17 protein-coding genes are annotated in these 20,974 nt (G+C 72.3%); 11 read left to right on the forward strand and 6 right to left on the reverse strand.

Going from position 1 to position 20,974, the window contains the following annotated elements; all coding sequences use genetic code 11:
* Positions 1–2: 2 nt before the first annotated feature.
* The gene (locus ACSMXR_RS11925) at positions 3–422 is read right to left on the reverse strand and encodes a helix-turn-helix transcriptional regulator (RefSeq protein ID WP_030085393.1); all 420 of its coding nucleotides are present in this window, start codon (positions 420–422) and stop codon (positions 3–5) included.
* 112 nt (positions 423–534) lie between these two features.
* Positions 535–876 (reverse strand): DUF5713 family protein, encoded by a 342-nt coding sequence (locus ACSMXR_RS11930; protein WP_137232901.1) that lies wholly within the window; start codon positions 874–876, stop codon positions 535–537.
* Positions 877–1,078: 202 nt separating this feature from the next.
* Here ACSMXR_RS11930 and ACSMXR_RS11935 point away from each other — a divergent pair, with 202 nt between their 5' ends.
* From ACSMXR_RS11935 to ACSMXR_RS11945, 3 genes are read left to right on the forward strand one after another with little or no spacing between them, the layout of a single operon-like run.
* Positions 1,079–2,236 carry an acyl-CoA dehydrogenase family protein gene (locus ACSMXR_RS11935; protein WP_473171829.1) on the forward strand — a complete coding sequence of 386 codons (1,158 nt, stop codon included), beginning with the start codon at positions 1,079–1,081 and terminating at the stop codon, positions 2,234–2,236.
* A gap of 17 nt (positions 2,237–2,253) precedes the next feature.
* Positions 2,254–3,138 carry an acyl-CoA thioesterase II gene (gene tesB, locus ACSMXR_RS11940; RefSeq protein WP_137232900.1) on the forward strand — a complete coding sequence of 295 codons (885 nt, stop codon included), beginning with the start codon at positions 2,254–2,256 and terminating at the stop codon, positions 3,136–3,138.
* A gap of 58 nt (positions 3,139–3,196) precedes the next feature.
* A complete protein-coding gene (locus ACSMXR_RS11945) occupies positions 3,197–4,165 on the forward strand; it encodes a cation diffusion facilitator family transporter (RefSeq protein ID WP_376184598.1) in 969 nt (322 codons plus the stop codon).
* 53 nt (positions 4,166–4,218) lie between these two features.
* Here the strand turns inward: ACSMXR_RS11945 and ACSMXR_RS11950 are convergent, their stop codons facing one another.
* Positions 4,219–5,040: a phosphatase gene (locus tag ACSMXR_RS11950; protein ID WP_473171830.1), complete on the reverse strand. Its 822-nt coding sequence runs from the start codon at positions 5,038–5,040 to the stop codon at positions 4,219–4,221.
* Between the two features lie 396 nt (positions 5,041–5,436).
* On the opposite strand from ACSMXR_RS11950, the gene ACSMXR_RS11955 reads away from it, so the two are divergent.
* On the forward strand, positions 5,437–7,224 hold the full coding sequence (locus tag ACSMXR_RS11955) for a glycosyltransferase family 2 protein (RefSeq protein WP_473171831.1): 1,788 nt from the start codon (positions 5,437–5,439) through the stop codon (positions 7,222–7,224).
* 23 nt (positions 7,225–7,247) lie between these two features.
* The gene (locus tag ACSMXR_RS11960) at positions 7,248–10,310 is read left to right on the forward strand and encodes an acyltransferase family protein (RefSeq protein ID WP_473171832.1); all 3,063 of its coding nucleotides are present in this window, start codon (positions 7,248–7,250) and stop codon (positions 10,308–10,310) included.
* Here ACSMXR_RS11960 and ACSMXR_RS11965 read toward each other — a convergent pair.
* A complete protein-coding gene (locus ACSMXR_RS11965) occupies positions 10,276–10,866 on the reverse strand; it encodes a TetR/AcrR family transcriptional regulator (RefSeq protein WP_137232895.1) in 591 nt (196 codons plus the stop codon). The genes ACSMXR_RS11960 and ACSMXR_RS11965 overlap by 35 nt on opposite strands.
* Before the next feature lie 134 nt (positions 10,867–11,000).
* Between ACSMXR_RS11965 and ACSMXR_RS11970 the strand changes: the two genes are divergently transcribed.
* Positions 11,001–11,924: an NmrA family NAD(P)-binding protein gene (locus tag ACSMXR_RS11970; RefSeq protein ID WP_473171833.1), complete on the forward strand. Its 924-nt coding sequence runs from the start codon at positions 11,001–11,003 to the stop codon at positions 11,922–11,924.
* 90 nt (positions 11,925–12,014) lie between these two features.
* Here the strand turns inward: ACSMXR_RS11970 and ACSMXR_RS11975 are convergent, their stop codons facing one another.
* Together ACSMXR_RS11975 and ACSMXR_RS11980 are read right to left on the reverse strand one after the other, a co-directional pair.
* A complete protein-coding gene (locus ACSMXR_RS11975) occupies positions 12,015–12,680 on the reverse strand; it encodes a GOLPH3/VPS74 family protein (protein WP_137232893.1) in 666 nt (221 codons plus the stop codon).
* A 119-nt stretch (positions 12,681–12,799) separates the two neighbouring features.
* Entirely contained in the window at positions 12,800–13,417 is a 618-nt protein-coding gene (locus ACSMXR_RS11980; RefSeq protein ID WP_030085373.1) for an SACE_7040 family transcriptional regulator, read from the reverse strand.
* A gap of 132 nt (positions 13,418–13,549) precedes the next feature.
* Between ACSMXR_RS11980 and ACSMXR_RS11985 the strand changes: the two genes are divergently transcribed.
* The 5 genes from ACSMXR_RS11985 (at position 13,550) to ACSMXR_RS12005 (ending at position 20,885) form a co-directional block, all read left to right on the forward strand.
* Positions 13,550–15,172 carry a carboxyl transferase domain-containing protein gene (locus ACSMXR_RS11985; protein ID WP_137232892.1) on the forward strand — a complete coding sequence of 541 codons (1,623 nt, stop codon included), beginning with the start codon at positions 13,550–13,552 and terminating at the stop codon, positions 15,170–15,172.
* Between the two features lie 7 nt (positions 15,173–15,179).
* A complete protein-coding gene (locus tag ACSMXR_RS11990; protein WP_473171834.1) occupies positions 15,180–17,132 on the forward strand; it encodes an acetyl/propionyl/methylcrotonyl-CoA carboxylase subunit alpha in 1,953 nt (650 codons plus the stop codon).
* Entirely contained in the window at positions 17,129–18,100 is a 972-nt protein-coding gene (locus ACSMXR_RS11995) for a hydroxymethylglutaryl-CoA lyase (protein ID WP_473171835.1), read from the forward strand. Before ACSMXR_RS11990 ends, ACSMXR_RS11995 begins: the two co-directional genes overlap by 4 nt.
* 7 nt (positions 18,101–18,107) lie before the next feature.
* Positions 18,108–19,274 (forward strand): acyl-CoA dehydrogenase family protein, encoded by a 1,167-nt coding sequence (locus ACSMXR_RS12000; protein WP_473171836.1) that lies wholly within the window; start codon positions 18,108–18,110, stop codon positions 19,272–19,274.
* A gap of 204 nt (positions 19,275–19,478) precedes the next feature.
* Positions 19,479–20,885 carry an eCIS core domain-containing protein gene (locus ACSMXR_RS12005; RefSeq protein ID WP_473171837.1) on the forward strand — a complete coding sequence of 469 codons (1,407 nt, stop codon included), beginning with the start codon at positions 19,479–19,481 and terminating at the stop codon, positions 20,883–20,885.
* Positions 20,886–20,974: the final 89 nt, after the last annotated feature.

The raw sequence follows: 20,974 nt of genomic DNA on the forward strand, positions 1-20,974 counted from the left end.
CGCTACGGGCGGGGCCTCCGATCCGCTTCTCCATTCCTGACCGGTCGCGTGAGCATCTTGGCGACGCAGGCGGGGATGGTCTCGCCGGCGTCGTGGGGGCGGGCCCGGTAGGCGCTCGGGGTCTCGCCGACCAGCTCCGTGAAGCGGGAGCTGAAGGAGCCCAGCGACGTACAGCCGACGGCGAAGCAGACGTCGGTGACCGACAGGTCGCCCCGGCGCAGCAGGGCCTTGGCCCGCTCGATGCGGCGGGTCATGAGATAGCTGTACGGGGTCTCGCCGAAGGCGGCGCGGAAGCTGCGGGAGAAGTGGCCGGGGGACATCAGCGCGTCGCGGGCCAGTGCGGGGACGTCGAGCGGCTCGGCGTACTCGCGGTCCATGCGGTCGCGGGCCCGGCGCAGCCGGACCAGGTCCTCCAGCCTCACTCCCTCACCTTCCTCCCCGCACCTTCCTCCCGCACCCTCCTACGGCCGCCGAAGCCCGGCCGCCCGTCGCCCGAGGCCCGGCCCGCCGTCCGGAAACGGGTCGCCGAACCGCTCACCACTCGCGCTCGGCGATCAGCTTCTCCGGGTCCGCGTCCTCGAAGCCGTACGCCGTCGCGATGGTCCAGAAGGCCTCGCCTATCTCCTCGCGGGCGACCGTCTCGATCTCGCTGTCCGCCGCCTCGAACTCCGCCTCCAGGTCGTTGAAGGCCTCGGTCGCCACCGCGGTCAGCGCGTACAGCGCGGTGAGGTCGGCGGGCCGCTCGGCCTCGATCCGCTCGCACAGGGCGTGCAGGATCGCCGTGCCCTTGTCCAGGACGTGGTCCGGGAAATAGTCGTCCTCGTACAGCAGGGCCAGGAAGGTGTGGCCCGCCAGCTGCTCGTTGGTGATCGTCATGGTGCTCCCCCGATGCGGTCCGTCGCCGTCTGCATCCGATAGTCCCCCACACCACTGACAATCGCCCCGGGTGCCGAGCATCACCCTGGACAGCGACTGCAACCGGCGGGTAACTTCGAAGGAAGTCTGAGCAAGCGCTTAGCCATGTTCCGCGACTTTCCGCGCATTTCCGCGAATCGACTGCCGACCTAGGAGGCATCCCGTGCGCCGTACGGTATTCAACGAGGACCACGAGGCGTTCCGGGAGACCATCCGCGCCTTCATCGCGGCCGAGGTCGTGCCGGTCTACGACGAGTGGTTCGCCGCGGGCCAGGCGCCGCGCGACTTCTACCTCAAGCTGGGCGAGCTGGGCATCTTCGGCATCGAGGTGGACGAGGAGTACGGCGGCGCGGGCATCGACTCGCACAAGTACGAGGCCGTGATCTACGAGGAGACCGCCCGTGCGGGCGTCTCCTTCGGCGGCTCCGGCGTGCACACGCTGCTCGGCCTCCCGTACATCAAGATGCTGGCCACCGGCGAGCAGAAGAAGCGCTGGCTGCCGAAGTTCGCGAGCGGCGAGGAGATGTGGGCCCTCGCGATGACCGAGCCGGGCACCGGCTCCGACGTCGCGGGCATGAAGACCACCGCCAAGCTCTCCGAGGACGGCACGCACTACATCCTCAACGGCTCCAAGACCTTCATCACCGGTGGCGTCCACGCCGACCGCGTGATCGTCTGTGCCCGCACCGCCGCCCCGCGCGAGGACGACCGCCGCTTCGGCATCTCCCTCTTCGCCGTCGACACCAAGTCCGAGGGCTACTCCGTCGGCCGCAAGCTCGACAAGCTGGGCCTGCGCGTCTCCGACACCGCCGAGCTGGCGTTCGTCGACGTCAAGGTCCCGGTCGAGGACCTGATGGGCGAGGAGAACAAGGGCTTCGGCTACCTCGGCACCAACCTGGCCTCCGAGCGCTGGGGCATCGCCTTCGGCGCGTACGCCCAGGCCGCGGCCGCCGTCCGGTTCGCCAAGGAGTACGTGCAGGACCGCACGGTCTTCGGCAAGACCGTCGCCTCCTTCCAGAACACCAAGTTCGAGCTGGCCGCCTGCCAGGCCGAGGTGGACGCGGCCCAGGCCGTCGCCGACCGCGCGCTGGAGGCCCTGGACGCCGGTGAGCTGACGGCGGCGGAGGCCGCGTCCGCGAAGCTGTTCTGCACCGAGGTCGCGCACCGCGTCATCGACCGCTGCCTCCAGCTGCACGGCGGCTACGGCTTCATGAACGAGTACCCGATCGCCCGCCTGTACGCGGACAACCGGGTCAACCGCATCTACGGCGGCACCAGCGAGGTCATGAAGTCGATCATCGCCAAGTCCATGGGCCTGTAAGGGACTACCTTCCTTCCATGAACGAGAGTCCCGATCCCCTGCTCGATCTGCTCCACCTGCTCGACCTGGAGCAGATCGAGCGGGACATCTTCCGGGGCGAGAGCCGCAGCGCGCTCGTGCCCCGGGTGTTCGGCGGCCAGGTCGCGGCCCAGGCGCTCGTCGCCGCGGGCCGCACCGTCCCCGCCGACCGGGGAGCCCACTCCCTGCACTCGTACTTCCTGCGGGCGGGCGACCCGGGCGCGCCCATCGTCTACACCGTCGACCGGATCCGCGACGGGCGGTCCTTCACCACCCGCCGGGTCGTCGCCGTCCAGCACGGGCAGCCGATCTTCCACCTCTCCGCGTCCTTCCAGACGCACGAGGAGGGCATGGAGCACCAGGCCCCCATGCCCGCCGCCCCGGACCCGGAGACCCTGCCGACGGCTGCCGAGATGCTGCCCCGGTACGCGGACCGCTTCAGCGATCCCGGCGTCGTGGACCGGCTGATCGAGGCGCGGCAGGCGGTGGACCTGCGGTACGTGGACGAGCCGCCGTTCGCCACGGTGGGCGAGGCGCGCGAACCCCGTTCCCAGGTGTGGTTCCGGACGAACGGCAAGCTCGCCGACGACCCGCTGCTGCACGTCTGCCTGGCCACGTACGTCTCCGACATGACCCTGCTCGACTCGGTACTGCTCGCCCACGGGCGGGGCGGCTGGACGGTCGGGGACGTGGTCGGCGCAAGCCTGGACCACGCGATGTGGTTCCACCGGCCGTTCCGGGCGGACGAGTGGCTGCTGTACGACCAGGAGTCGCCGTCGGCCTCCGGTGGCCGGGGACTGGGCCAGGCCCGTATCTACACCGCCGACGGACGCCTGGCGATCACGGTCATCCAGGAAGGCGTGGTCCGTATCCCGCGAGGATGATGCGCATCCCGCGAGGATGAACGGCCCCCGAAGCCGCGATTCCGACATACTCCCCACCATGAGTGACGCGAAAGCCGACAAAGCGGCCGACGGCGGGGAGTCCACCTTCACCGTGATCGTGGCGGCCGCCGCCAACCTCGGTATCGCCGTGGCGAAGGCCGTCGCCGGGCTGATCAGCGGCTCCAGCGCGATGCTCTCCGAGGCGGCGCACTCGGTCGCCGACACCGTCACCGAGGTCATGCTCCTCACCGCGCTCAAGCGGAGCGAGAAACCGGCCGACGAGGACCACCCCCTCGGTTACGGCCCCGAGCGCTACATCTGGGCGATGCTCGCCTCCATCGCCACCTTCGTCGGCGGGGCCGTCTTCTCGATCTACGACGGGGTGCACACGCTGGTCGCGGGCGAGGAGCTGGGCGATCCGCTCGTCTCCTACATCGTCCTCGGCGTCGCCTTCCTACTGGAGGGCTACTCGCTGCGCACCGGGGTCAAACAGGTGCGGCGCGAGGCGTCACGGCTGCGGGTGCCGGACACGTACTACCTGCGGCACACACCGGACACGGCGGTGAAGGCCGTGGTGATGGAGGACTCGGCGGCCCTGATCGGCCTGCTGCTGGCGGCGGGCGGTCTGCTCGGCGGGCAGCTCTCCGGCTCGGGCGTCTGGGACGGCGTCGCGTCCTGTCTGATCGGGGTGCTGCTGGTGTACGTGGCGTGGGTGCTGGGCCGCGCCAACGCGCAGCTGCTCATCGGGCGGCCGCTGCCCCGGGCGATGCGGGCGGGGGTGCGCGAGGAGCTGCTGTCGGTGCCGCACATCGTGGACGTACTGGAACTGACCACGCTGATCCAGGGGCCGGCCGAGATCCTGATCGCCGCGAAGATCGACTTCCGGGACATGGCCACCGCCGCGGAGGTCGAGTGGGCCTGCGAGGAGGCGGAGGCGCAGCTGCGCGAGCGGTTCCCGTCGGTCCGACGGGTGTATCTGGACCCGACGCCGGGAAGGGCTCAGAGGCTGCGGCGCGGCGGTTCCTGAGCGACACCGGTCGCGGCGGGCCGGAGCCCGGCCGCTCCTGAGGCCCACGGCGCCTACGCGGCCGGCTCCTCGGCGACCGGCTCCGCGGGCTCCTCCTCCAGCAGCCCCGCCGCGTGCAGCAGGTAGTCCGTCATCGGGTCGTAGAAGCGCGGGTCGGTGACATGGTCGTCCAGCGGGACCGTGACCTGGAGGGATCCCTCCGACTCGCCGAGGAAGAGGGCCGGGTCGTTGCAGTCCGCGTAACCGATCGCGTCCAGCCCGCGCTGCCCCGCGCAGCCCGCCCAGCCGTGGTCGGCGACGACCAGGTCGGGCAGCGGGCGGCCCAGGTGGGCCATGGCGTCCAGGATGGCGGCCATCGGGGCCGGGGAGTGGGTGTGCCAGAGGGTCGCGCCGCGTTCCAGCATCGCGACGTCGGCGAACTGGACGACCAGCCCCTCGTCCGCGATCAGCCCGGACGGGATGCGGACGATCTCGCAACCCGCGCGGCGCAGCGCGTCCGCCGTCTGCCGGTGCACGTCCAGCAGGCCGCCCGGGTGCCCGGTGGCGAACAGGACCCGCTCGCGGCCGTCGGCGGCCTTGCGCAGCCGGGCCGCCATCCGCTCCAGGGCGTCGACCGTCAGCTCGGGGTCGATGGTGTCCTGGCCCTGCCGGTGCGCCGGGTCGTCGTTGACGCCGCAGCGCTCGGCCATCACGGCGAGCACGTCCTGCTCGTCGGTCCAGCGGTCGCCGAGCTCCAGGCCCAGCCAGTAGTGGCGGTCACCGTTGGCGAGCTTGCGGTAGTGGGAGAGGTTGTTGTCGCGTGGCGTGGCGACGTCCCCCGCGATACGCGTACGGACGAGGTGGTCGACGAGGGCGGCGCGGCTGGGTATCGGCATGGACCCATTGTGCCGTCCGGTGTGCGGGGCGTGCCCGGTGTCTTGACCGTCGGACGGTCCGGGGCCCGGCGGGCGTGCGGTCGGCGGCCGGTCCGCGCCGGCTCCGGCTTCCGGCCCCGGCGGGCGGTCCGCGCCCGGTCCGTGCCCGGCCCGTGTCCGGCCCGGCAAGTCTTCCGGGACTGTTCACCCTCGCGTGACCTGCCTCTTCCCCCGCCGGACGGGCGTCGGGCTCGAATGGAATCACCCAGAGGTCTGGACCAATTAAGTCACGCCAATCCGGTGTCTCATTCCGTCCGCCGCAGCCCTCTCGGTAAGTGGTCTATACCTTTGACAGTAAGGTGGGCCACCGGGAACAGGCACAGAAAAACGGGTACATACACAGCCGTGGGGGGCTTTATGACCGTGCATCACCTTCCGCAACCTCCGTCCGACGACGAGCTCTACTGGTACTTCGGGCCGCAGCACCGGTGGGTGCTGGTGAGCAGTTCGCTGGCCTTCGTGTTCACGGCGGCGACGATGTTCGCCTTCGCGTTACGGACCCCCGCGCTGTGGGCGTTCCTCGCGGTCCTCGGGTTGAACGTGGTGGCCCTGCTGCTGTCCTCCGTCAACAGCCTGCGGCAGCGCCGGCTGACCCGGGCCTCGCACGAGGTGCTCGTCCGCGCCTGGCGGCCCGCCGCGCTGCCGACTGTCGACCTCTACCTGCCGACCTGCGGCGAACCCCTCCCCGTCCTCGCCAACGCCTACCGCGCGGTCGCCGCCCTCGACTGGCCCGACGCGCTCACCGTCTGGGTGCTGGACGACGCCGACCGGGCCGAGGTGGCGGCCCTGGCGGCCGAGCACGGCTACCGGTACGTCGTCCGCCCCGACCGGGGACACCTGAAGAAGGCCGGGAACCTCAACCACGCCCTCACCCTGTCCGACGCCGAGTTCATCGCGATCCTGGACGCGGACTTCGCGCCCCGGCCGGACTTCCTGCGCCATCTGGTCCCGTATCTCGCGGACCCCGCCGTCAGCATCGTGCAGAGCCCGCAGTGCTTCGACACCGACGCGGGCATGGACTGGATCCAGCGCGCCGCCGGGGCCGCGCAGGAGTGGTTCTTCCGCTGGATCCAGCCCTCGCGGGACGCCAGCGACGCCGCGATCTGCTGCGGCAGCAACGCCGTCTACCGGCGCGAGGCGATCGACCTGGCGGGTGGCTTCGCGCGGCTCGACCACAGCGAGGACCTGTACACCGGACTCGCCCTGCACGAACGCGGGTTCCGCACCCAGTACGTCCCGGTCCTGGTCGCCAAGGGCACCTCGCCCGACACCGTCACCTCGTTCGTCAACCAGCAGTACCGGTGGGCGATGGGCAACCTGCACCTCCTCGGCACGCCGGTCCTCAAGCGGATGAACGCGCCCTGGCGGATGCGGCTCTGCTTCTACGAAGGCGTCGTCGGCTACCTGACCACGGCCGTGAACACCTTCGCCGCTCCGCTGCCGCCGCTGGTGATGATGTTCCGGTACCCGGACCACGTCCGGCCCTGGCACGTCCTGCCGCTGCTCGCGCCGCTGTGGCTGTGGCATGTGCTGCTGCCCCGGATCAGCCGGACCCGGTGGCGGGTGGAGGTGATCCGCGCGAACGTCCTCACCAGCGTGGCCGCCGCCACCGCCTTCTGGCACACCCTGCGCGGCCGCAGCGCCGCCTGGGTGCCCACGGGGGCGCAGGGCAAGGAGCGTCGCGGCGGCGGGAGTTCGGGGTCGATGGCCCGCCGGGTGGTGGGCGTCTCGCTGGTCTGGCTGGTCCTGTCCAACGGGGCGGCCGCCGGTGGCCTCGCGCTGGCCGTGGCCCGTAACGGCTGGGAGCCCAACTGGGGCCTCGGCCTCTATCTCCTGGTCCAGTTGCAGATCAACATGCCGCTGATCCGGGACCTGTCGGCCGAGCTGCGCCCGCCCGCGCCGACCGGGAAGCCCCTCGCCGAAGCCGGGCCCCGGTCCGGGTCCAGGTCCAGGTCCGGGTCCAGGTTCGCGTCCGGGTTCGCGTCCGGGCCCCGGGCCTGGTTCACGCCCGGGTCGCGGCCGTCCCCCCGTACGGGCATGCTGCCGCGCCGCTGGCCCGAGGCGCTCGCCGCCTCCGCCGTCCTCCTGCTCACCGGTCTGATCGCCTCCGGGTGGGTCAACCCGATGCTCCCGTGGCTGAGTTGAGCCGTCCCGAAAGGCGCCACCCGATGCCCCTCCTCATCGCCCGCGGCCCACGCCGTAAGCGATCCGCCCTCCCGAGCTCAGCCCGCCCGGCCCGCCCGGCCCGCTCGGGCGGCGAGTCCGGGCCCAGTCCGCACCGATCCACGTTCCGGCCCGACATCGAAGGGCTGCGTGCGGTCGCCGTCCTGGCCGTGCTCGCCTTCCACGCCCAGATACCGGGGGCGGCGGGCGGCTTCGTCGGCGTGGACGTCTTCTTCGTCATCTCCGGCTATCTGATCACCGGGCTGCTGGTCCGGGAGGCGATCACCACCGGCCGGATCCGGCTCGGCGACTTCTTCTCCCGCCGCGCCCGCCGGCTGCTGCCCTCCGCCGCCGTCGTCCTCGCGGCGGTCGCGGTCGCCGGGGCGTGGCTGACCGTACCGCTGCTCCGCGCCGACCTGGAGCACGACGTCCTCGCCGCCGCGCTGTCCGTCGCCAACTGGCGGTTCGTCTCCCAGCAGACCGACTACCTCGCCGCCGGGCACGACCAGAGTCCGCTGCTGCACTTCTGGTCGCTCGCCGTCGAGGAGCAGTTCTATCTGTTCTGGGCCCCGCTGCTGGCGGTGATCGTGCTGGTCGCCGCACGTGCGGTGCGCCGGGGCCGGGCCGTGCGCGCGGTCGTGGCGCTCGTCACCGCCGCCGTGGCCGTCGCCTCGTTCGCGCTGTCCCTGCACTGGACGCGGGACTCCGTCTCGCTCGCGTACCTCGGAACGCCTTCGCGGGTCTGGCAGTTCGCCGTCGGCGCGCTGCTGGCGCTGCTGCCCTGGCATCTGCTGCGCGGGCCGCGTCCGCTGCGGCTGGTGTGCGGATGGGCGGGGGCCGCGGCGATCCTCTGGTGCGTCGTGGCGTACGACGCGTCGACCCCGTACCCCGGTCACGCGGCGCTCGTCCCGACCCTGGGTGCGGCCGCCGTCATCCTCGCCGCGATCCCGGGCCGGGGCGAGCGTGACGCCCAAGGGGCCCACGGTGTCGGGCGGTTGCTGGCGGGGCGGGCGCCTCGGGCCGTCGGGCGGCTCTCCTACACCCTGTATCTGTGGCACTGGCCGGTGCTCGTCCTCGCCGAGGCGCGGCTCGGTTCGCTCGGCTGGCCCGCGAAGACGGCGCTGACGCTGGCCGCCGTGCTGCCCGCCCTCGCCACGATGCGCTGGGTGGAACAACCGCTGCGCCGCAGCCGTACGGTCTCCGAACTCCCGCGCCGGGGACTGGCGGTGGGGATCTCGGCCATCGTCCTGCCGGTCGTGCTCGCGCTCGTCGTCGGCACCACGACCCTCCAGCTGATGGGCCCGGCCACCCCGGTCGACGTCAAGGGTCTCCCGCCGGGCGCGGCCGCCGGGCCCTCGCTGCTCGCCCGCGCCGACGGCTCCCCGCTCGCGGACGGTCCTCCGGTGCCGGGCCCGGCCCAGGCCCGCAAGGACTTCCCGCCGGACGGGGCCTGCCAGGTCGCCCCGGCGGTGACGCGCAGCCCGGAGTGCCTGTTCGGGGCGGTGGACAGCCCGGACCGCATCGTGCTGCTCGGCGACTCGCACGCCGGCCAGTGGTTCTCCCCGCTGCTCTCGATGGCCTCCCGGCGTGGCTGGGCGCTCCAGGAACTGGTGAAGCAGGGCTGCCCGCTACCGGAACTGACGGTGGAAAGCCCTCAGTTGGGGCGTGCCTACCGGGAGTGCGACAGCTGGCGGGCGGACGCGCTGGACCGGCTGCGTACGGGGCCGAGGCCCCGGCTCATCGTGATCGCCTCGCTCAACCGGTACACCGCCGACGAGAAGGCCCTGACCGCCGCCTGGGAGAGGACGCTGGAGCCGCTGCGGGCAACCGGCGCGCCGATCGTGTACATCGAGGACACCCCCGTACCGGGCACGGACATCCCGGCGTGCGTCTCCGGCGCTCCGGACGACGCCGCCGGCTGCGCGTTCGGCCGGGCCGAGGCGCTTCCGGCCGACCCGCTGGCGCGGCGGATCGCGGCGGGCGCGGTGCCGGGTGTGCGGTCCGTCGGCGTGAACCCGGTGCTGTGCCCGGGCGACGGCCCGACCTGCCCCGCGGTACGGGACCGGATCCTGCTCTACCGCGACGACGCCCATCTGACGAACGTGGCGGCGATCGTGCTGGCCCCCCGGCTGGAGCGCCTGCTGACGGAGTCCGGCGCACTGACCCCGGACGATGCCACCGACCCCGCACCCGAGCCCGTCGCGCCCGCGCCGCCCGCCGCGTCCGGGAAGGACGGCTGGGCCGAGCTGCTGCGGGACGACTTCGACGGACCGAAGGGCAGCCGCCCCTCACCCGCGAACTGGCAGTACGACCTGGGAACGTGCTACCCCGGCTGCCCGGCGCCGCAGTGGGGCACCAGTGAGATCGAGACCATGACCGACTCGACCGACAATGTGCGCCTGGACGGCCGGGGCGCACTGGAGATCGTGCCCACCCGGAAGGCCGGGCAGTGGAGTTCGGGCCGGATCACGACCGTACGTTCGGACTTCGCGCCGCCGCCCGGCGGAGTGCTGCGGATCGAGGCGTCCATCGCCCTGCCGGACGTGACCGGGCCGGAGGCGGCGGGCTACTGGCCCGCGTTCTGGACCCTGGGCGGCTCGTTGCGCGACGGGTACACCGGATGGCCGGGCGTGGGCGAGCTGGACGTGATGGAGTCGGTCAACGGCCGGGACAGCGTGTTCGGTTCGCTGCACTGCGGGGTCCTGGACGGCGGCCCGTGCGAGGAGCCGGTGGGGCTGACATCGGGTCCGCGGGCCTGCGCGGACTGCCGTACGGCGTTCCACATGTACGCCGTCGAGGTCGACCTCTCCCCCGGCGCGGAGGAGGTCCGCTGGTACCGGGACGACCGGGTGTACCACCGGGTGCGGGCCGACGCGATGGACACGGCGACCTGGAAGCGGGCGGTGGACCACGGGGTGTTCCTGATCCTGAACGTGGCGATCGGCGGCAAGCTGCCGGAGGCGGACGGCGCGACGGCGGGCCCCGCGACCGAGCCCGGCCACCCGATGCGCGTCGACCACGTCACCGTCTCGGTCAGGCAGTCGGGTTCGGCCCCGGGCTCGGGCTGAGGCCCTCGACGGCGAGGGTGAAGAGGCGGCCGGCCTGGACCGACGGTTCGGCGTGGTGCTCGGTGGCCAGGGCGATCCCGACGACGAGGGTGATCAGGTCGTGGAAGGTGACGCCCGGCCTGACCACGCCGTCGCGCAGGGCGCGGTGGAGCAGCGGGGTGGCCGCGTCCTCCAGCACCGCGCCGCAGGAGTGCGGCGCGTCGGCGTCGGCCGGTACGTCGGTGGGCGGCTCGTAGGTCAGGGCGTCCGCGAGACCGCGGGCGGAGACGGCGTACGCGACGAAGTCGCGCAGCCATTCCAGCAGGGCGGCCCGGCTGTCGTCGGCCCCGCCCAGCTGGTCCGCGCGGGCGCAGAGGGCCTGGATGCGTTCCTGGAAGACGGCTTCGAGCAGGGCCTGCCGGGTGGGGAAGTGGCGGCGCACGGTGGCGGAGCCGACGCCCGCGGAACGGGCGACCTGTTCGAGGGAGGCCGCCGCACCGTGCCGAGCGACCTCCGCCTCGGCCACGGCCAGGATGCGGCTGTAGTTGCGGCGGGCGTCCGAGCGCTGACCGGTCACATGCTCTCCTTGCTAAGTGGTGGGCCTCGCCATATCGTAGCGAGGGAGAAACGGCGGGCCCCGCCGTTTTCTGTTTCGCGGCCCTGCCGCCGATTTCCGACGGTCCCGCCGCCGCTTCCCGAGGAGACACCGCCATGGCATCACCGGCATCACGTACCGCCCCCGTCCTGGTCACCGGCGCCACCGGACGCCAGGGCGGGGCCACCGCCCGGGCCCTGCTGGCCGCCGGTGTGCCGGTCCGCGCCCTGGTGCGCGACCCGCTGGCGCGGCGCGCGAAGGACGTCGAGGCGCTGGGCGCCGAGCTGGTGACCGGCGACCTGACCGTCCGGTCCTCGCTGGACGCCGCGTGCGCGGACGTCCGTGCCGTGTTCGCGGTGCAGATGCCGCCGATGAGCGAGAGCGGCGTCGACTTCGCCGGGGAGCTGGCGCAGGCGACGAACCTCATCGAGGCGGCGCGGGCCGCGGGCGTGCCGCAGTTCGTCCAGTCCTCGACCAGCGGGGTGGGCCGGCACACGGAGACCCCGGGGTGGGCGGAGGGCCGCTGGGCGGCGATGGAGCCGTACTTCGACACCAAGCAGGCGATCCTGGAGGCGGTGCGCGGGGCCGGCTTCGCCCGCTGGTTCGTGGTCAAGCCCGCGTTCTTCATGGAGAACCTGCCCCAGCTGGCGCCCCACGGGCCCGAAGGCGGTCTGGCGACGGTCGTCCGGCCGGACACGACCCTGGCGCTGGTGGCGGCCGAGGACATCGGCGCGGCCGTCGCCCACGCCGTACAGGAGCCCGACCGCTTCCACGCGGTGGAGCTGGAACTCGCGGGCGACCGGCTCACGATGGAGCAGGTGGCCGGGGTGCTGTCCGCCGCCTGGGGCGTACCGGTGGAGGCTCCGTCGATGGACCTCGACGAGGCGCTCGCGGCGGGCATGCCGGCGTGGGGCGCCGGTCACCTGTGGAGCAACGCCATCACGCAGCCGGCCCACCCCGAACACGCCGTGGAGCTGGGCATTCCGGTGACCTCGTTCGCCGCCTGGGCGCAGCGGAACCTGACGGCGGCGACGGCCTGAGAGCGCACAGAACGGCCCTGCCCGGCGGCCTGAGAGCGCCCCGGAGCCCCTGCCCTACGACACCACGGCGTCCTACGACACCACGGCGCTCTACGACACCACGGTGAGGACCGTCACCACGGACACCGCGGAGATCGCCGCCTGAAGGTTGCGGATCGCCTCGCGCACGCTCACGCCCGCCCAGTGGCCCTCGGCGATCTCGGCCATGCGCGGGGCGACCTGCTTCTTCGGCAGGCCGGGGAACGTCTGCGGGTGCATGCCCGTGGCGTGCACCAGGGCGACGAGCGCGGTGGTGCGGGCGTCCGGCTCGGCGCCGTGCAGCACCACGGCGGACAGCCGGGCGCGCAGCTCGCGTTCGACGGTTCCGTCCGCCTCCGGGTAGCGGCGCACCGGGAAGACGCCGAGGGCCCGGTACTTCTCCTCGGTCACCAGGCCGCGGGCGCAGAGGCTCGCCACGACGTCTTGCGAACCCTTGGCGTGTTCCCGGGTCAGCCAGTCGGTCACCTTGCGGCTGCTGGAGGCCCCGTGGACCCAGCGCACCAGCCGGTCGAGCCGGCCGTCCAGCAGGGCGTCGCCGGTCGGGGTGGGGTCGAAGACCTCGACGCGGCCGCCCCTCACCGTGACGCGCCCCGCCATGACCAGCTCCAGGAGCATGCCGGCCGCCACGCCCCAGCGGGCGGCGGTCTCCCCCTTCGCCGCGCCGGTCTCGTCGTCCAGCGACAGCAGCATGATCTCTTCGCCCAGTGAGACGGTCATGGTGCGGCTCCCCGATTTCGTAGCGTTGTGACCGGTCGTAGCGTGTTGACCGGAGAGACGTACGTACCCCGTCCGGGGTTGCCCGGAACCCGGTGCGGCCCGGGAGAGGAAGCCGCTGCTCAGGAGGGCTCCGCCGCGGCGAAGGCGCCCCGGGCCAGCCGGTGCAGCAGCGCGGCGGTCGCCGCCCGGCCGGGCAGGGCGTCGGGGCGGGCCAGGTGCGGGGTGGAGTTCAGCAGACCGAAGACGGCGTGCACGGTGACGCGGGCCCGGTTCTCGGCCAGCGCCGGATACAAGGCGCGGACGACGCCGACCCAGACCTCGACGTACTCGCGCTGGAGCCGGCGCACCCGCTTGCGGTCCGTGTCGCGCAGCCGGTCCAGCTCCCGGTCGTGGAGGGTGATCAGGGGGCGGTCGTCGAGGGCGAAGTCGATGTGGCCCTCGATGAGCGCGTCCAGGAGGGCCTCCGGGGAGCCGTCGCCCCGGGCCTCGTCCTCCGCCACCCGCAGCCGTCCGCCCTCGAGGAGGCGTTCGCTGATGCCCACCAGCAGCTCGGCGAGCATCGCGTCCTTGCCGGGGAAGTGGCGGTAGAGGCCGGGGCCGCTGATCCCGACGGCGGCGCCTATCTCGTCGACGCCGACACCGTGGAAGCCGCGCTCGGCGAAGAGGCGGGCGGCCTCCCGGAGGATCTGCTCGCGGCGGGTGGGAGCCGCGACGCGGGCGGCGGCATGGGTGCTCATGAGGATTCATTCTAGACAGGGTCGTTAGCGCTCGTTAACCTGAGGGGAACGCGTTAACGCTCATTAACAGCACGTCGCAACAGCACGTCAACGCTTTTCACTACTGCGGTACGGGCAAGGGGGCTCGACACGATGCAGCAGGCACCGGTCCTGGCGAGCGCGGCCGATCCCGCCTCGGAGGCCTGGCAGGCCAACGAGGCGGCTCATCGCGCGCTCTCCGACGAGCTGGCGGCACGGCTCGCCACGGCGCGGCTGGGCGGGGGTGAGAAGGCGCGGGCCCGCCACGAGGCGCGCGGCAAGCTGCTCCCCCGGGACCGGGTGGACACCCTTCTCGACCCGGGCTCGCCGTTCCTTGAGCTGGCCCCGCTGGCGGCGAACGGGATGTACGGGGACCAGGCGCCCGCCGCGGGCGTCATCGCGGGCATCGGGCGGGTCTCGGGCCGCGAGTGCGTGATCGTCGCCAATGACGCGACCGTCAAGGGCGGCACGTACTACCCGATGACCGTGAAGAAGCACCTGCGCGCGCAGGAAGTGGCGCTGGAGAATCGTCTCCCCTGCCTCTATCTGGTCGACTCGGGCGGCGCGTTCCTGCCGATGCAGGACGAGGTCTTCCCCGACCGGGACCACTTCGGGCGGATCTTCTACAACCAGGCCCGGATGTCGGGGGCGGGCATCCCGCAGATCGCGGCGGTGCTGGGCTCCTGCACGGCGGGCGGGGCGTACGTCCCGGCGATGAGCGACGAGGCCGTCATCGTCCGCAACCAGGGCACGATCTTCCTCGGCGGCCCGCCGCTGGTGAAGGCCGCCACCGGTGAGGTGGTCACGGCGGAGGAGCTGGGCGGCGGCGAGGTCCACTCCCGTACGTCGGGGGTCACCGACCATCTCGCGGAGGACGACGCGCACGCGCTGCGGATCGTCCGCAACATCGTCGCGACCCTCCCGGACCGGGCCCCGCTGCCCTGGTCGGTCGAGCCGGCCGAGGAGCCGAAGGTCGACCCGGCGGGGCTGTACGGGGCGGTCCCGGTGGACTCCCGCACCCCCTACGACGTACGCGAAGTGATCGCGCGCGTGGTGGACGGCTCCCGCTTCCAGGAGTTCAAGGCGGAGTACGGCCAGACCCTGATCACCGGCTTCGCCCGGATCCACGGCCACCCGGTCGGGATCGTCGCGAACAACGGCATCCTGTTCTCCGAGTCCGCCCAGAAGGGCGCGCACTTCATCGAGCTGTGCGACCAGCGCGGCATCCCGCTCGTCTTCCTCCAGAACATCTCCGGCTTCATGGTCGGCCGGGACTACGAGGCGGGCGGCATCGCCAAGCACGGCGCGAAGATGGTCACGGCGGTGGCCTGCACCCGGGTGCCGAAGCTGACGGTCGTGGTCGGCGGTTCGTACGGCGCGGGCAACTACTCCATGTGCGGCCGGGCCTACAGCCCCCGCTTCCTGTGGATGTGGCCGAACGCCAAGATCTCGGTGATGGGCGGCGAGCAGGCGGCCTCCGTCCTGGCCACCGTCAAGCGCGACCAGCTGGGCGACGACTGGAGCGCCGAGGACGAGGAGACGTTCAAGGCCCCGATCCGCGCCCAGTACGAGACCCAGGGCAACGCGTACTACGCCAGCGCCCGGCTCTGGGACGACGGCGTGATCGACCCCGTGGACACCCGCCAGGTGCTGGGCCTCGCCCTCACGGCCTGCGCCAATGCCCCGCTGCCCCAGAAGGACCCGGCCGGTCCCGGCTTCGGCGTCTTCCGGATGTGAGGAACAGATGACGATGTTCGACACCGTTCTGGTCGCCAACCGCGGCGAGATCGCGGTCCGGGTGATCCGGACACTGCGGGAGCAGGGGGTGCGCTCGGTCGCGGTCTTCAGCGACGCGGACGCGGACGCCCGGCATGTCCGGGAGGCGGACACGGCGGTACGGATCGGCCCGCCGGCCGCGTCGGAGAGCTATCTGAACGTGGCGGCGCTGCTGGAGGCGGCCCGCCGCACGGGCGCGCAGGCGGTCCACCCCGGGTACGGATTCCTGGCGGAGAACGCCGAGTTCGCCGCCGCCTGTACGGACGCGGGGCTGGTCTTCATCGGCCCGCCCGCCTCGGCGATCTCGCTCATGGGCGACAAGATCCGGGCCAAGGAGACGGTCGCGGCGTACGGGGTCCCGGTGGTCCCCGGCTCCTCCGGCAGCGGCCTGACCGACGCCCAACTGGAGGAAGCGGCACGGGAGATCGGCACCCCGGTCCTGCTGAAGCCCTCGGCGGGCGGCGGCGGCAAGGGCATGCGCCTGGTCCGCGACGCGGCGGTGCTGGCGGAGGAGATCGCGGCGGCGCGACGGGAGGCCCGTGCCTCCTTCGGCGACGACACGCTCCTGGTGGAGCGGTGGATCGACCGCCCGCGCCACATCGAGATCCAGGTGCTGGCCGACGCCCACGGCAACGTGATCCATCTGGGCGAGCGCGAGTGCTCGCTCCAGCGCCGCCACCAGAAGATCATCGAGGAGGCCCCGAGCGTCCTGCTGGACGCGGAGACCCGGGCGGCGATGGGCGAGGCGGCGGTCCAGGCGGCGCGCAGCTGCGGCTATGTCGGCGCGGGGACGGTGGAGTTCATCGTCCCGGGCAACGACCCGGCCTCGTACTACTTCATGGAGATGAACACCCGCCTCCAGGTCGAGCACCCGGTGACCGAGCTGATCACCGGCCTGGACCTGGTGGAGTGGCAGCTGCGGGTGGCGTCGGGCGAGCGACTCCCGTACGCACAGCAGGACATCACCCTCACCGGCTGGGCGATCGAGGCGAGGGTCTGCGCCGAGGACCCCGCCCGGGGCTTCCTGCCCTCCGGCGGTACGGTGCTGGCGCTGCGCGAACCGCAGGGCGGCGGGGTGCGGACGGACTCGGGGCTCAGCGAGGGCGTGCCGGTGGGCAGCCTGTACGACCCGATGCTGTCGAAGGTCATCGCGTACGGCCCCGACCGCGCGACGGCCCTCCGCAAGCTGCGGGCGGCCCTCGCGGACACGGTGATCCTGGGCGTCCCGACCAACGCGGGCTTCCTGCGCCGCCTGCTGGCCCACCCGGACGTGGTCTCCGGCGACCTGGACACGGGGTTGGTGGAGCGCGAGGCGGAGGGCCTGGTGCCGGACGGGGTGCCGGACGAGGTGTACGCGGCGGGAGCGGCGGTCCGCCTCGACGCCCTGGCCCCCCGGCCGGACGCGGGCGGCTGGACGGACCCGTTCTCGGTGCCGAGCGGATGGCGTACGGGGGGTGTGCGGGCGCCGCTGGCGTTCCCGCTGCGGGTGCCGGGCGCGGACCCGGTGACGTACGGGGCGCCGTCAGGAGCTGTGGTCGGTCCCGACCGGGTGACGGTCGAACAGGACGGCACGGTCGTCCACTTCCACCGCTCGGGCGACTGGCTCGGCCGGGACGGCGATACCTGGCACGTCCAGGACCACGACCCGGTGGAGGCGTCCCTGAGCGGGGCGGGCCGGGGCGGGGCGGACACGCTGGCGGCCCCGATGCCGGGCACGGTCACGGTGGTGAAGGTGGCCGTCGGGGACGAGGTCGAGGCGGGCCAGAGCCTGCTCGTGGTGGAGGCGATGAAGATGGAACACGTGATCGCGGCCCCGCACGCGGGGACGGTCACCGAGCTGGACGTCACGGCGGGCGCGACGGTGGCGATGGACCAGATCCTGGCGGTCGTGGTCCCGGTCGCCGACGGGGAGGACGCATGAGCACGCGGGGACTCCCCATGAAGGTCCCGGCCCCGGGTCTTCCCGCCCGGGTCCGTATCCACGAAGTGGGCGCACGTGACGGCCTCCAGAACGAGAAGGAGACCGTGCCGACGCCGGTGAAGGCGGAGTTCATCCGCCGCCTGGCGGTGGCGGGCCTGACCACCATCGAGGCGACGAGCTTCGTGCACCCGAAGTGGGTGCCCCAACTGGCGGACGCGGAGCAGCTGTTCCCCCTCCTCGGCGACATCGCCGACGTGGGTGACGTATCGCTCCCCGTCCTGGTCCCGAACGAACGCGGACTGGACCGGGCGCTGGCGCTCGGGGCCCGGTCGATCGCGGTGTTCGGCTCGGCGACGGAGACGTTCGCGGCCCGCAATCTGAACCGTACGGTCGACGAGTCGCTGGCGATGTTCGAGCCGGTGGTGGCGCGCGCGAAGGCGGACAAGGTCCAGGTGCGCGGATACCTCTCGATGTGCTTCGGCGACCCGTGGGAGGGCGCGGTGCCGGTCGCCCAGGTGGTGAAGGCCGCCAAGGCGCTGATGGACCTGGGCTGCGACGAGCTGTCGCTGGGCGACACGATCGGGGTGGCGACGCCGGGCCACGTGACGGCGCTGCTGTCAGCGCTGAACGAGTCCGGAGTCCCGACCCCGTCGATCGGCGTCCACTTCCACGACACGTACGGCCAGGCGCTGTCGAACACCCTGGCGGCGCTCCAGCACGGGGTGACCACGGTCGACGCCTCGGCGGGCGGCCTGGGCGGCTGCCCGTACGCGAAGAGCGCCACGGGAAACCTCGCCACCGAGGACCTGGTCTGGATGCTCGAAGGACTGGGCATCGAGACGGGCGTCGACCTGGCCGAACTGACCGCCACCAGCGTCTGGCTGGCTGAACACCTGGGCCGGCCGAGCCCATCCCGCACGGTCCGCGCCCTGACCCCTCCCCCTTCTTCCGCCTCCCACCAGGAGTGAGCAACCCATGCCTTTGGACCACCGGCTGACCGCCGAGCACGAGGAACTGCGCCGCACGGTCGAGGCGTTCGCGCACGACGTGGTCGCGCCGAAGATCGGCGACTTCTACGAGCGCCATGAATTCCCGTACGAGATCGTGCGCGAGATGGGCCGGATGGGCCTGTTCGGGCTGCCGTTCCCGGAGGAGTACGGCGGCATGGGCGGCGACTACCTGGCGCTCGGGATCGCCCTGGAGGAGCTGGCCCGGGTCGACTCCTCGGTGGCGATCACCCTGGAGGCCGGGGTCTCGCTGGGCGCGATGCCGCTGCACCTCTTCGGCACGGAGGAGCAGAAGCGCCAGTGGCTGCCGAAGCTGTGCGCGGGCGAGGCGCTGGGCGCGTTCGGCCTGACCGAGCCGGACGGCGGCTCGGACGCGGGCGGCACGCGCACGACGGCGGTGCTGGACGAGGCGACGAACGAGTGGGTGATCAACGGCTCGAAGTGCTTCATCACCAACTCCGGCACGGACATCACGGAGTTGGTGACGGTCACCGCCGTGACGGGCCGCAAGAAGGACGGCCGCCCGCTGATCTCCGCGATCATCGTCCCGTCCGGCACCCCCGGCTTCACGGTCGCGGCCCCGTACTCCAAGGTCGGCTGGAACGCCTCGGACACCCGCGAGCTGTCCTTCACGGACGTCCGCGTCCCGGCGGCGAACCTGCTGGGCGAACAGGGCCGGGGCTACGCGCAGTTCCTGCGGATCCTGGACGAGGGCCGGATCGCCATCTCGGCCCTGGCCACGGGGCTGGCGCAGGGCTGTGTGGACGAGTCGGTGAAGTACGCGGCGGAGCGCCACGCCTTCGGCAAGCCGATCGGCGCGAACCAGGCGATCCAGTTCAAGATCGCCGACATGGAGATGCGCGCCCACATGGCCCGCGTGGGCTGGCGCGACGCGGCCTCGCGCCTGGTGGCGGGCGAACCGTTCAAGAAGGAGGCGGCCATCGCGAAGCTGTACTCCTCGACGGTCGCGGTGGACAACGCCCGCGAGGCGACGCAGATCCACGGCGGCTACGGCTTCATGAACGAGTACCCGGTGGCGCGGATGTGGCGCGACTCGAAGATCCTGGAGATCGGCGAGGGCACGAGTGAGGTCCAGCGGATGCTGATCGCCCGGGAGTTGGGACTCTCGGGCTGAGCTGCTCGACGCTTTGATCGCCGCCGCCCCGGCCGCCGTGGATGTGCTCACGGCGGCCGGGGCCGCCGCACCCACCCCCGCGGAGCCCGAGGGCAAGACTGCCCGGGCAGCCGACCCGTGCTGCCCTTTCGGGACTTCCGTGGATGCGTCCCGGTGATGTAGTCAGGAGAGAAGCCCGGATCCGACTGCACAGAAAGGCTCTTGATGCGCGCTCAGGACTCGGACAGGACTCCCGGAGCGCCCAAGGGCCGCCGTACGGGTGCAGGCTCCGCCGGGCAGCAGGGAGGTGCGCCCGGGGCCTCGCTCGCGGCCCTGCAGCGCAGACTCGGCAACGCCGCCGTCAGCCGGCTGGTCGAGGAGGCGCGGCACCAGCACGACGCGGACTGCGGCCATCAGCAGGACTCCGCGCCCGTACAGCGCTCCGCCGTCCACGACGTCCTGCGCGGCTCGGGGCAGCCCATGGCGGCGCCGCTGCGGCAGGAGATGGAGGCGCGCCTCGGTGCGGACTTCTCCGAAGTACGTCTGCACACCGGCACGACCGCCCAACGCTCCGCCGGCGAGATCGGCGCCCGCGCCTACACCTCGGGCAGCAACATCGTCATCGGCGACGGCGGCACCGACAAACGCACCCTGGCCCATGAACTCACCCACGTCATCCAGCAGCGCCAGGGGCCGGTGGCCGGGACCACCCGGGGTGACGGGCTGCGCGTCAGCGACCCTTCCGACCGGTTCGAGCGGGAGGCGGAGGCGACGGCGAACCGCGTGATGTCCGCGCCCGTCCCATCCGCCGGGCTGGCCGCGGAGCCGGCCCCCGGTCCGCAGGCGGCGACGGCCGGAGACGGGGCGGTCCAACGCGCCCTGGTGGCGGAGGACATCGACCGGTGGAGGGAGCGGCTGGGGCTGGCGAGCGCGCCCATGGTGGTCGAGGTGCCCGCGGGCATGTCCGCGGCGACTCCGTTCTCCGAGTATCCGGCGGAGAGCCGCGTGAACCTCACCCCCGAGGCCTTGGCCTTGAATGTGAATACGGTGACCGGCATGGCCGGCGACGACGCCGTGCAGATCGTTTCCTCGGCCGGCGGGGGCGCCTACATGGAAGAGCATCGGATCCTTCTGGTCAACCATGAGGTGACGGGTGACTACACGAAAAATCAGACGATCATGCACGAGCTCGGCCACCAGAAGCAGCAGGAGGGGGGCATCGACATCAACCAGCAGAGAAACAGCAAGGCGCTGGTCGAGTACCACAACATCATCGTCAACGAGAATGTCCTGACCCACGCGGAGGACGACCAGGCGAAGCCCCGCTTCTTCTATTCGGGACGCGGCGACTCCTCACTCTCCACGGAGACGAGGGCGAACATGACGGCGGCCGGCTGGGCCCCCATCCCCAAGATCTGGGACCTCATGCAGCAGCATGTGGCTGCAGTGGCCAACGACAACGAGCAAAGGCTGTTGCTGGAGATCACGGCTGCACTCGACAGTGAAGAGACCGCTGCCCGTTATGCCGAGAAGACGGGGAACAAGTTCTCCAAGAGCTACAAGGACGCGATCAAAGCGAACCTCGCGGGGCTCTACTTCACCGGGAAGTTCGCGGCGCCCGCGGCGACGTGACCCGTACGGGTGGTGCCTGCGAGGGACGACCGGGGCTTCATGATCGAGCAGCCCTCGCACACAGCGCAAAGAGTAGGCAACGACCTGCA

The sequence above is a fragment of the Streptomyces sp. DSM 106670 genome, from assembly GCF_055792845.1.